The organism is Mycolicibacter senuensis (genome assembly GCF_003284925.1).
In the GTDB taxonomy this organism is placed as follows: Bacteria; Actinomycetota; Actinomycetes; order Mycobacteriales; family Mycobacteriaceae; genus Mycobacterium; species Mycobacterium algericum_A.
This window is the reverse complement of sequence record NZ_QMEX01000117.1, coordinates 1-11,175: the sequence shown is the minus strand read 5'-3', so window position 1 is coordinate 11,175 and position 11,175 is coordinate 1. Positions and strand designations below refer to the sequence as shown.

At 69.7% G+C, this 11,175-nt stretch carries 8 protein-coding genes; 5 read left to right on the top strand and 3 right to left on the bottom strand.

Features of this window, described 5'->3' with window-relative positions:
- Positions 1 to 126: 126 nt before the first annotated feature.
- The 3 genes from DQP56_RS19110 to DQP56_RS19100 are packed head-to-tail and all read right to left on the bottom strand — an operon-like array spanning position 127 to position 5,459.
- Positions 127 to 1,857, bottom strand: a complete 1,731-nt coding sequence (locus DQP56_RS19110) for an alpha/beta hydrolase (protein ID WP_112688115.1) — start codon at positions 1,855 to 1,857, stop codon at positions 127 to 129.
- Positions 1,858 to 1,867: 10 nt separating this feature from the next.
- Positions 1,868 to 4,171 (bottom strand): phosphoribosylformylglycinamidine synthase subunit PurL, encoded by a 2,304-nt coding sequence (gene purL, locus DQP56_RS19105; RefSeq protein WP_112688113.1) that lies wholly within the window; start codon positions 4,169 to 4,171, stop codon positions 1,868 to 1,870.
- Positions 4,172 to 4,193: 22 nt separating this feature from the next.
- Positions 4,194 to 5,459, bottom strand: coding sequence for a M18 family aminopeptidase (locus DQP56_RS19100; RefSeq protein ID WP_112688111.1), 1,266 nt, complete (start codon positions 5,457 to 5,459; stop codon positions 4,194 to 4,196).
- A gap of 52 nt (positions 5,460 to 5,511) precedes the next feature.
- Between DQP56_RS19100 and DQP56_RS19095 the strand changes: the two genes are divergently transcribed.
- The 5 genes from DQP56_RS19095 to DQP56_RS19075 all read left to right on the top strand — a co-directional run.
- Positions 5,512 to 6,549 carry a Dyp-type peroxidase gene (locus tag DQP56_RS19095; RefSeq protein WP_112688109.1) on the top strand — a complete coding sequence of 346 codons (1,038 nt, stop codon included), beginning with the start codon at positions 5,512 to 5,514 and terminating at the stop codon, positions 6,547 to 6,549.
- Entirely contained in the window at positions 6,546 to 7,343 is a 798-nt protein-coding gene (locus DQP56_RS19090) for a family 1 encapsulin nanocompartment shell protein (protein ID WP_112688107.1), read from the top strand. The genes DQP56_RS19095 and DQP56_RS19090 overlap by 4 nt, the downstream gene beginning before the upstream one ends.
- Before the next feature lie 306 nt (positions 7,344 to 7,649).
- Positions 7,650 to 8,516, top strand: a complete 867-nt coding sequence (locus tag DQP56_RS19085) for a PGRS repeat-containing protein (protein WP_133258972.1) — start codon at positions 7,650 to 7,652, stop codon at positions 8,514 to 8,516.
- 181 nt (positions 8,517 to 8,697) lie between these two features.
- Positions 8,698 to 9,750 carry a phenylalanine--tRNA ligase subunit alpha gene (gene pheS, locus DQP56_RS19080; protein ID WP_112688103.1) on the top strand — a complete coding sequence of 351 codons (1,053 nt, stop codon included), beginning with the start codon at positions 8,698 to 8,700 and terminating at the stop codon, positions 9,748 to 9,750.
- A partial coding sequence (locus DQP56_RS19075) for a phenylalanine--tRNA ligase subunit beta (RefSeq protein WP_133258971.1) occupies positions 9,750 to 11,175 on the top strand: 1,426 nt, incomplete at its 3' end. The genes pheS and DQP56_RS19075, both read left to right, overlap by 1 nt.

The window sequence follows — 11,175 nt, the reverse complement described above, 5'->3', positions numbered from 1 at the left end:
GGCGGCAGCGGGCATGTGCCTCAGGGTATTCGGGTGCGGCGGCGTCCTGCGCGCCCACCGTGTAACCACTGCGACATCCGGGCCGGGATTTCGCAACCAGTACACGCTCGGGCGATGGCACCGGCCCTACGACACCGGGCCGTCGCTACCACGCGCCTCGCGCAATGCGGAGCGCACCCGCTCGGTGTCGGCCGGTGTCCAACCCTGCTGCGGCAACACCGCCATCCAGCCGTCCAGGATGGTGTCGGAGTAGTTGTGGCCGTGCCCGGCCGGCATCGATTCGCCGTGCGCCAGGTCGGCACTGACCTGCCAGAACGTCACCACCGGGTACCAGCGCATCGACGCGGTGCGGTCCGGGCCGGGAGGCTCGGTGAGCCAGTCCGGCCGGGCGAACAGCAGATCCGGTGACCACCACACCACCGGGTCGGAGGCGTGCTGCAAGAACAGCACCCGCGGGCCGTCCCACGGCGGCGCGGCGATCCGGGCGATCTCGGCGGGATACGTGGCCTGCGAGAACCGCACGGTGCGGCCGTTGTCGTAGCGCGGCAGCGTCGCGGTGCTGCCCGGGTCGCGTCGCACCATCAGCGCCTGCCACAGCGGGCTGGCCTGCGGGGGTCCCACCCACAGCACCGCGTCGAAACCCATCTCGGCGATGTCGGGCAGCCAGTCGAACGCGGCCTGACCGGCCATCGCTCCCAGGCTTTCGCCGTAGAGCACCAGCTTGGGCCGATGGTCGGCCGGCAGGCGTTGCCAGCGCTGCGCGATGGTGTGCACCAGCAACCGGCCGGAGTCCATCGATTTGCGCTGGTCGGCCAGGAAGGAGATCCAGCTCGGCAGGTAGGAGTACTGGACGGCGACAATCGCGGTGTCACCGTTGTAGAGCAGCTCCAGTGAGTCCGCGGCGGCCGGATTGACCCAGCCGGTGCCGGTGGTCGGTATCACCACCAGCAGCCGGCGGTCGAAGGCACGGGTGCGTTCCAGTTCGTCGACCAGCAGTTCCATCCGGTCCTGGTCGTCGTCGGCGCTGTGCAGGCCGGCATAGACGCGGATGGGCTCGCGGGCGGGCCGCCCGTTGATCCGGCTCAGCTCCCCCGCGTGTGCGCCGCCGGAAACGAAGCTGCGGCCCTGGCTGCCCAGGGTCCCCCAGGGCGCCAACGACGCCGGGCTGCCGGACCGCTCCGGCTGCTGGGGCTGGATCGCCCAGGGTTTGGTGGCGCTGTTCTCGGGCTGGAACACCGCGCTGGCACCGGCGAAGAACCCGCGGATGAGCACCCCGTTGATCAGGCTGACCAGTAGCACGACGACGATCGCGGTGCCGATGAAAAGGGCGACCTCGCTGTGCAGATGCCATCGCCTAATCAGCGCCCGCGCCAGCAGGCGGCTGGCGTCGATCAGCGTGCGCACCGTCGACACCAGGGCAGCGGCGACACCGCTCGCCACAGCCAGGGTGCGCAGGTAGCCCAGCGTTCCAGGGCCCTCGATGCCCAGCAGTTCGGAAACCTGCCGCTGCCAGCCGGCGGCCGGGATGAGCATGAGCACGCACGCGGTCGGTGCCGCCACCACGACGGCCGTCTTCAGCATGAGCAGCACCCGTTTCGACGGCGGCCACCACCGGGCGCCGCGCAGCACGAATCGGTCGACCGCCGCGCCGATCACCACTCCCAGGCCGTATCCGAAAGCGGCGTTGATGCCACCGATCAGCCCCTGGAACAGCCAATCGCGCGGTAGCAGCGACGGGGTCAGCGACAGACAGAAGAACAGCGCACCGAACGCCACGCCGACGAACTTCAGCCGCAACAGCCCCCACGCCCACACGAAAAGTGGGTGCCTGCGCGGGGGTGCGGCCGTGGTCCCCATGCCGGTACGGCTATCCGAAGATCCCCGGCAGCACCGCCTCTGATGTGCTGCGCAGTTCGGCCAGCGACACGCTGAACTGGCCTTGGACCTCGACCTGCTGCGAGACCTGGTCCACCACACCGATGCGGGCCACCGGCAGACCGCGTGCCTCGCACATCGACCGGAACCGGCTCTCCTCGGTGCGCGGCACCGCGACCAGCACCCGCCCCGCCGACTCGGAGAACAAGAAAACAAACGGGTCGACAGCCTCGGGACCCTCGGGAATGAGGATGCGACAACCGGTTTCGCCGGCGATCGCCGATTCGACCACGGCCTGGATCAGCCCGCCTTCACTCAGGTCGTGGGCGGCGGAGACCAGGCCGTCGCGCGACGCCGCACACAGCACGTCGGCGAGCAACTTCTCCCGCTGCAAGTCGACCTTGGGCGGCAGGCCACCCAGATGGTCGCCGGTCACCTGCGCCCAGATCGATCCGTCGAACTCGTCGCGGGTGTCACCGAGCAACAGCAACGTCTCGCCCGGCTCGACGCCGAACGCGGTCGGCAGCCGGCGGTTCACATCGTCGATGACGCCGAGCACCCCGACCACCGGGGTGGGGTGGATCGGTGTCGCGCCGGTCTGGTTGTAGAAGCTCACGTTGCCGCCGGTGACCGGAATCCCCAGTGCCGCACAGCCGTCCGCCAGACCGCGCACCGCCTCGGCGAACTGCCACATCACGCCGGGGTCTTCCGGCGACCCGAAGTTGAGGCAGTTGGTGACGGCGACCGGCGTGGCGCCGGTGACCGCCACGTTGCGGTAGGCCTCCGCCAGCGCCAGCTGGGCGCCGGCGTAGGGGTCCAGCTTGGTATAGCGGCCCGAGGCGTCGGTGGAGATGGCGATTCCGCGTCCGGACGCCTCGTCGATGCGCAACATGCCGCCGTCGGCGTGCTCGGCCAGCACCGTGTTGCCGCGCACGTAGCGGTCGTACTGCTCGGTGATGAAGGCGCGACTGCACAGGTGTGGACTACCCAGCAGCGCAAGCAGAGTCGCGCGTAGCTGCTCGCCGGAGGCCGGTCGCGGAAGTTTGTCGGAGCGGTCGGCGTTCAGCGCGTCCTGGGTGTCGGGGCGGGCCACCGGGCGGTGGTAGACCGGTCCCTCGTGGGCCACCGTGCGGGGCGGGACGTCGACGACCGTCTGCCCATGCCAGGTGATCTGCAGCCGGTCGCCGTCGGTGACCTCACCGATCACCGTGGCCAGCACCTCCCACTTGGCGCAGACCGCCATGAAGGCGTCGACGTTCTCCGGGGCCACCACCGCGCACATCCGCTCCTGCGATTCGCTGGAGAGCACCTCGGCGGGGGTCATGTTCGCAGCGCGCAGCGGGACCTTCTCCAGTTCGACCGCCATGCCGCCGTCACCGGCCGATGCCAGCTCGGAAGTGGCGCAAGCCAATCCGGCGCCGCCGAGGTCTTGGATGCCGACCACCAGGCCGGCGGCGTAGAGCTCCAGGCAGCACTCGATGAGCACCTTCTCGGTGAACGGGTCGCCGACCTGAACCGACGGGAGTTTCTTTCTGCCGCTACCGGTTTCGTCGCCGCCAAAGGTGTCCGACGCCAGCACCGAGACACCGCCGATGCCGTCCAGCCCGGTGCGCGCCCCGAACAGGATGATCTTGTTGCCGGTGCCCGACGCGAACGCCAGGTGCAGGTCCTCTTTGCGCAACACCCCGACGCAGAGCGCGTTGACCAGCGGGTTGCCGGCGTAGCAGGCGTCGAAGACGGTCTCGCCGCCGATGTTGGGCAGGCCCAGGGAGTTGCCGTAGCCGCCGATGCCGCGCACCACCCCGTCGAGCACCCGGCGGGTGTCGGGGGCGTCGGCGGCACCGAACCGCAGCTGGTCCATCACCGCGATCGGCCGCGCCCCCATCGCCATGATGTCGCGCACGATCCCGCCGACCCCGGTGGCCGCGCCCTGATACGGCTCGACGTACGACGGGTGGTTGTGCGACTCCACCTTGAAGGTCACCGCCCAGCCGTCGCCGATGTCAACCACGCCGGCGTTCTCCCCGATGCCGGCCAGCATGGCTTTGCGCATCTCGTCGGTGGTGGTCTCGCCGAAGTAGCGCAGGTGCACCTTGGAGGACTTGTAGGAGCAGTGCTCACTCCACATCACCGAGTACATGGCCAGCTCGGCGTCGGTGGGGCGGCGGCCCAGGATGTCGCGGATGCGCTGGTACTCGTCGTCTTTGAGGCCCAGCTCGGCGAACGGTTGCGGATGATCGGGGGTGGCCGCGGCGTGTTCGACGGTGTCGAGCGGGGTCGGGGAGGTCACGGCCACAGTGTATGGCACCGATTTGGGCTCAGTCGGGAGCCAGGAAGGCCGTCAGGGCCGCCGCATAGAAGGTCACGTCGCGCGCGCCCATCAGCTCGCGCGCCGAATGCATGGCCAGCTGCGGTGCGCCCACGTCGACGGTGGGGATGCCGGTGCGGGCCGCGCTCATCGGACCGATGGTGGATCCGCACGGCAGGTCGGCGCGATGCTCGTAACGCTGCAGCGGCACTCCCGCTTGGTGGCAGGCCAGGGCGAACGTCGCGGCGGTGCGGCCGTCGGTGGCATAGCGCAGGTTGGGTTGCACCTTGAGCACCGGTCCGGCGTTGACCGCGATCTGGTGGCCCGGTTCGTGACGGTCCGGGTAGTTGGGGTGGGTGGCGTGCGCCATGTCCGCCGAGGCCAGCGTCGAGCCTGCCAGCCGCCGCAGAAAATCCTCCCGGTCCCCGCCGGCGGCCAGCGTGATCCGCTCCAGGACGCCTCGCAGCAGATCGGACTGGGCGCCGTGATCCGAGGTCGACCCGACTTCCTCGTGGTCGAACAGCGCCAGCACCGGCAGGAAAGGCCCCGGCTCGCCGGCCAGCAGGGCTTCCAGCCCGGCGTAGCAGCTGGCCTGGTTGTCCAGCCGCGGCGCGCTGACGAACTCCTGGCCCGTCCCGGTCACCGCCGACGGCGCCAGGTCATGGGTCATCAGGTCGAACCCCAGCACGTCGCGCGGTTCCACGCCGGCGCGTTCGGCCAGGTAGCCGAGGAAGTCGGGGGGCGCGCCGCCGGCGGCCCACACCGCGTTGAGGTGACGCTGGGGATCCAGCGTGACCGACCTGCGATCGTCGGCCAGGTGGATGGCCAGTTGCGGCACCCGCAGGATCGGCTCGTCGATGCGGACCAGGTGGTGGGCGATTCCGGTACCGGCCTGCACCGAGAGCCGCCCGCTGACACCGAGGTCGCGGTCCAGCCAGGAGTTCAGCCAGGCACCGCCGTAGGGCTGCAACGCCACCAGCTGCCAGCCGGCCACCTCTCGGGCCGGGTGCTGCTTGACCCGCAGGTTCGGGCTGTCGGTGTGCGCGCCGATGATCCGGAAGGGCCAGGCGTGGCCGTCGTGCGCAGAACCATTCCATGCCACCAGCGACCCGGCCCGCACCAGGAAGTAGCGACCGGGTGCTGCCGGCCAGCGGTCGGTCTCGGCCAGCTCGGTGTAACCGGCGGCATGCAGCCGTTCGGCCACGGTCGCGCACGCGTGAAACGGCGACGGTGAGGCGTCGATGAACTCGCATAATCCGGTTGCGGTGGCCGCCATGTGCTCAAGTCTTTCGCATCTTGGGTGCAGCCGGCGCGTTAGGGTCGATACCGTGCCGTCTGCTCAGCCCGTGATCGCGCCCTTGACCTGTGCGGCTATTTTCTTGGTCGCCACCATCGATGAGGGTGGTGAGCCGACCGTGCACGAGGCGTTGCCGGAGCTGGCCGGTTTCGCCCGGGCGATCGGCTTTCGCGACCCGACCAAGCGGCTGTCGCTGGTGACCTCGATCGGCTCGGACGCCTGGGACCGGCTGTTCAGCGGGCCCCGCCCGGCCGAGCTGCACCCGTTCGTCGAGCTGACCGGTCCCCGCCACCGCGCGCCGGCCACCCCGGGCGACCTGTTGTTCCACGTCAAGGGCGAGACGATGGACGTCTGCTTCGAGCTCGCGGGCCGCATCGTCAAGGCGATGGCGGGTGCGATCACCGTGGTCGATGAGGTGCATGGCTTCCGATTCTTCGACAATCGCGACCTGCTCGGCTTCGTCGACGGCACCGAGAACCCGGTCGGCGACGAGGCGCGCGACGCCACCGCCGTCGGCGACGAGGATCCGGACTTCGCCGGCGGCTCCTATGTGCACATCCAGAAATACGTGCACGATATGGCCGCCTGGGAAGCGTTACCGGTCACCGAGCAGGAGCGGGTGATCGGCCGCACCAAGGCCGACGACATCGAATACGACGACGCGGTGAAGCCGGCCAACTCCCACGTCGCGCTGAACGTGATCACCGACGAGGACGGCAACGAGCTGGAGATCGTGCGGCACAACATGCCGTTCGGCTCGGTGGGCAGCGGCGAATCCGGCACGTACTACATCGCCTACGCGCGCAGCCCGCAAGTCACCGAGCAGATGCTGCGCAACATGTTCTTGGGTGACCCGCCGGGCAACACCGACCGCATCCTGGACTTCTCCACCGCGCTCACCGGCGGGCTGTTCTTCACCCCCACCGCCGATTTCCTCGACGATCCGCCGCCGCTGCCGGGCCTGGCGGCGGCCCCGGCCCCCACTGAGCCCGCTACGCCCGTCGAGACCGCCGGCCCCGGCGTTGATGGCTCACTGAATATCGGCAGCCTGAAAGGAATCTCGCAATGAACAACCTGTATCGCGATCTGGCCCCGGTCACCGAAGCGGCTTGGGCCGACATCGAGCAGGAGGCGGCCCGGACCTTCAAGCGGCACATCGCCGGACGCCGGGTGGTCGATGTGAGCGAGCCGGCCGGCCCGACGGCGGCAGCGGTGGGCACCGGCCGGCTGACCGCGATCGGTGACCCGGCCGACGGTGTGGTTGCGCACCTGCGTGACAGCAAACCGTTGGTGCGCCTGCGGGTTCCGTTCACCCTGTCGCGTGCGGAGATCGACGATGTTGAGCGGGGCTCGCAGGATCCCGACTGGGATCCGGTTAAGGTCGCGGCCAAGAAGCTGGCGTTCGCCGAGGACCGCATCATCTTCGGCGGGTACCCGGCCGCCTCGGTGGAGGGTATCCGCAGCGCCAGCTCGAATGCCGAGTTGACGCTGCCGGACGACCCGAGGGACATCCCGGACGTGGTCAGCCAAGCGCTCTCGGCGCTGCGGCTGGCCGGGGTGGACGGCCCGTACTCGGTGCTGCTGTCCGCCGATGCCTACACCAAGGTTGCCGAGACCTCCGATCACGGCTATCCGATCCTCGAGCACCTGCGCCGGTTGGTCACCGGCGACATCATCTGGGCGCCGGCGATCGACGGCGCGTTCGTGCTGACCACGCGCGGCGGTGACTTCGACCTGCAGTTGGGCACCGACGTGGCGATCGGCTATCTGTCGCACGACGCCGAGAACGTGCAGCTGTACCTGCAGGAGACGCTGACCTTCCTGTGCTACACCGCCGAGGCTGCGGTCGCGCTGACCTGCTAGGCGGGATGCGAAATGCCGGACGCCGCACGGCAAACGGGGACGGTGAGCCCTGGGAATCAGCTGCGGTAACCGTATGCGATTGTGGCCCACAGCTGACCTGTTACTGAGCGCAGTCCAGTTCGAAGACATGCACTGCGACCCGTATAAGTGAACAATCTCCTACGCGAAAAGCCAACGGGCCGCGGCGTTCCTGTGAGTCTCGGCCTGAGGTTGCTGCCTCTTGGGGACCTCGTTAGTTTGGGGAAGTCCTTACCGAGGTAAGGCTTTGATGAAATCTCGAGTAGTCCACACCTGGGAGGTAGGTAGATGACTATCAGCAAACGCACCACGACGCATCATCAGCAGACATCCGGTACGACGGCACACCGTCGCCGTCGGCTGCTCGGGGCGGGGGGCTCGACGGCCGCGTTCTTGGCGTTCGGGATGGCCCCGCTGGCCACCGCACCCGACGCCCACGCGGATGGTCTCGACTGGCTGATGGACCTGTTCGACCCCACCTTGATCGCAGGCTCGGCGGTGGACACCACCGGGGCCGACGACGTCTTCGGCGATTCGCCGTTCTGGGACCAGTTGCTGCTGAGCAACCCCGATCTGGACCCGGCAAGCGTGGTCGAGTCGTGGATGTACGACCCGTGGCACACCGCCATGGAGGCTTGGATCACCAGCGGTCTGGGCCAGCAGATCGACCAGGCCCTCACTGCTGCCTACGTCGCCATCAACGGCGAGGACAGCCTGGATGGCGCCTGCGGCCTGATCTGCAACGGTGTCGACGGCACCCAGACCGATCCCGACGGTGGCGCCGGCGGGTTGTGGTTCGGCGATGGGGGCGACGGCTGGGACTCCACCGTGCAGGGTCTGGACGGTGGTGACGGTGGTGCCGCCGGGTTCTTCGGCAATGGCGGCGACGGCGGCGACGGCTGGGACCCTCACAGGCGGCGGCACCGCTCCCACGAACGGCCAAGGCGTCATCGTCGGCAAAGGCGGCAACGGCGGCAACGGCGGAAGCAGCACCGCTTCCGACACCGAAGGCCACGGTGGCGATGGCGGTCACGGCGGCAACGGCGGCGACGGTGTCGACAAGATCAAGGGTGGCGCCGGCGGCACCGGTGGCACCGGCGGCAAGTCGGGCAGCGTGGCAGGCGACCCCGGCGTCAAGCCCGCGGCTCCAACTGACACGCATGGTGTCGAAGGCGGTGCTGGCGGCGCGGGGGCCGAACCCAAGGCCGCCAACAGCGGCAGCTAACCCGCCGGCCGAAAGCCCCGCACACCACGTGCGGGGCTTTCGCCGTCGTGTCGATAAGATCGACGCTTGCGTCTCAACCAAAGTCACAGCCAGCAAGGAGAGTCCCGTCGCGTGGGCGAACAACCTGTCGACCCGTCCGTCGTGTCCGACGCGACCCTCGACTCGGCATTGCAAGCAGCGCAGCGCGCCTTCGCCGCCGCCGCCGATCTGGACGCGCTGGCCCACGCCAAGACCGAGCACCTCGGCGACAAGGCGCCGCTGGCGCTGGCCCGCCAGGCGCTGGCCAAACTGGACAAGGCCGACCGGGCCGACGCCGGCAAGCGCGTCAACGCCGCCCGCACCCAGGCCCAGCAGGCCTACGACGAGCGGCTGGCGGCACTGCGCGCCGAACGCGACGCCGCCGTGCTGGCCGCCGAGAGCATCGACGTCACGCTGCCGTCGGCGCGGCGGCCCGTCGGAGCCCGCCACCCGATCACCCAGCTGGCCGAACACGTCGCCGACACCTTCGTCGCGATGGGCTGGGAGGTGGTCGAAGGCCCCGAGGTCGAAGCCGAGCACTTCAACTTCGACGCGCTGAATTTCCCCGTCGATCACCCGGCGCGCAGCGACCAGGACACTTTCCACATCGCCCCGGCAGGCTCACGCCAGCTGTTGCGCACCCACACCTCCCCGGTGCAGATCCGCGCCCTGCTGGCCCGCGATCTGCCCGTCTACGTCGTCTCGATCGGGCGCACCTTCCGCACCGACGAACTCGACGCCACCCACACCCCGGTGTTCCACCAGGTCGAGGGGCTGGCGGTGGACCGTGGACTGACCATGGCGCACCTGCGCGGCACCCTGGACGCGTTCGCACAATCGGAGTTCGGGCCGGCCGCCAAGACCCGTATCCGCCCGCACTTCTTCCCGTTCACCGAACCGTCCGCCGAGGTCGACATCTGGTTCGAGGGCAAGAAAGGCGGGCCCGGCTGGGTCGAATGGGGCGGCTGCGGCATGGTGCACCCCAACGTGCTGCGCGCCGTGGGCATCGACCCCGACGAGTACTCCGGCTTCGCGTTCGGCATGGGCCTGGAACGAACCCTGCAGTTCCGCAACGGAATCCCCGACATGCGTGACATGGTCGAAGGTGATGTCCGGTTCTCGCTGCCGTTCGGGGTGGGTGCCTGATGCGCATTCCCCACAGCTGGCTGCGGGACGCTCTGGCCGCGGGCGCGCCCGGCTTCGACATCTCCGCCGACGCCCTGGAGCAGGCCCTGCTGGGAATCGGCCACGAGGTCGAGGCGGTCCACACCCTGGGGCCGGTCAGCGGCCCGCTGAAGGTCGGCCGGGTCGTCGAGATCGAGGAACTCACCGAGTTCAAGAAGCCGATCCGGGCTTGCCGCGTCGACGTCGGCGAGGCAGAGCCACGTGAGATCGTCTGCGGCGCCACCAATTTCGCGGTCGATGACCTGGTGGTGGTCGCGTTGCCGGGTGCGGTGCTGCCCGGTGACTTCACCATCGCCACCCGCAAGACCTACGGCCGCACCAGCGATGGGATGATCTGCTCGGCATCCGAAATCCGGCTGAGCACCGACCATTCCGGCATCCTCGTACTACCGTCGGGCACCGCTGACCCCGGTGCCCACGCCGCCGAGGTCCTCGGCCTCGACGACGTGGTCTATGAGCTGGCCATCACCCCCGACCGCGGCTACTGCATGTCGGTGCGGGGCCTGGCACGCGATCTGGCGGGCGCGCTGGACCTCGACTTCGCCGATCCGGCCGCCGTCCCGCCGCTGCCCGCCGACGGCGAGGCCTGGCCGCTGACCGTGCAACCCGACACCGGCGTGCGCCGCTTCGCGCTACGCGGTGTCACCGGCATCGACCCGGCGGCGGTGTCGCCGTGGTGGCTGCAGCGCCGACTGCTGCTCTGCGGTATCCGGGCGATCTCGCCGGCCGTCGACGCCACCAACTACGTGATGGTCGAACTCGGCCACCCGATGCACGCCCACGACCGGTCACGCATCACCGGCGGGTTGGGGGTGCGCTTCGCGGCGCCCGGCGAGACCGTCACCACCCTCGATGACATCGAACGCAAGCTGGACCCGGCCGATGTGCTGATCGTCGACGACGTCGCGACCGCCGCGATCGGCGGCGTGATGGGCTCGGGCAGCACCGAGATGCGCGACGACTCGACCGACGTGCTGTTGGAGGCCGCGATCTGGGATCCCGCGGCGGTGTCGCGGACCGCGCGGCGGCTGCACCTGCCCAGCGAGGCCGCCCGCCGCTACGAACGCGCCGTGGACCCGGCCATCTCGGTTGCCGTGCTGGACCGCTGCGCGATGCTGCTCGTAGAGATCGCCGGGGGCACAGTCGAACCCACGCTGACCGACTGGCGCGGCGACCCGCCCGTGCAGAACTGGAACCCAGCGCCCATCGAGATCGCCGCCGACCTGGCGGACCGCACCGCCGGGGTGAGCTACCCCGCGGGCACCACCGCCCGGCGGCTGAACCAGATCGGCTGCACCGTGGCGGCCCACGGCGCAACCCTGACCGTCACCCCGCCGAGCTGGCGGCCGGACCTGCGCCAGCCAGCCGACCTGGTCGAGGAGGTGC

Coding starts and splice junctions, on each gene's coding strand:
- DQP56_RS19100 (WP_112688111.1), bottom strand. CDS start 5,459: ATGGCGGCCACCGCAACCGGATTATGCGAGTTCATCGACGCCTCACCG.
- DQP56_RS19090 (WP_112688107.1), top strand. CDS start 6,546: ATGAACAACCTGTATCGCGATCTGGCCCCGGTCACCGAAGCGGCTTGG.
- DQP56_RS19085 (WP_133258972.1), top strand. CDS start 7,650: ATGACTATCAGCAAACGCACCACGACGCATCATCAGCAGACATCCGGT.
- DQP56_RS19110 (WP_112688115.1), bottom strand. CDS start 1,857: ATGGGGACCACGGCCGCACCCCCGCGCAGGCACCCACTTTTCGTGTGG.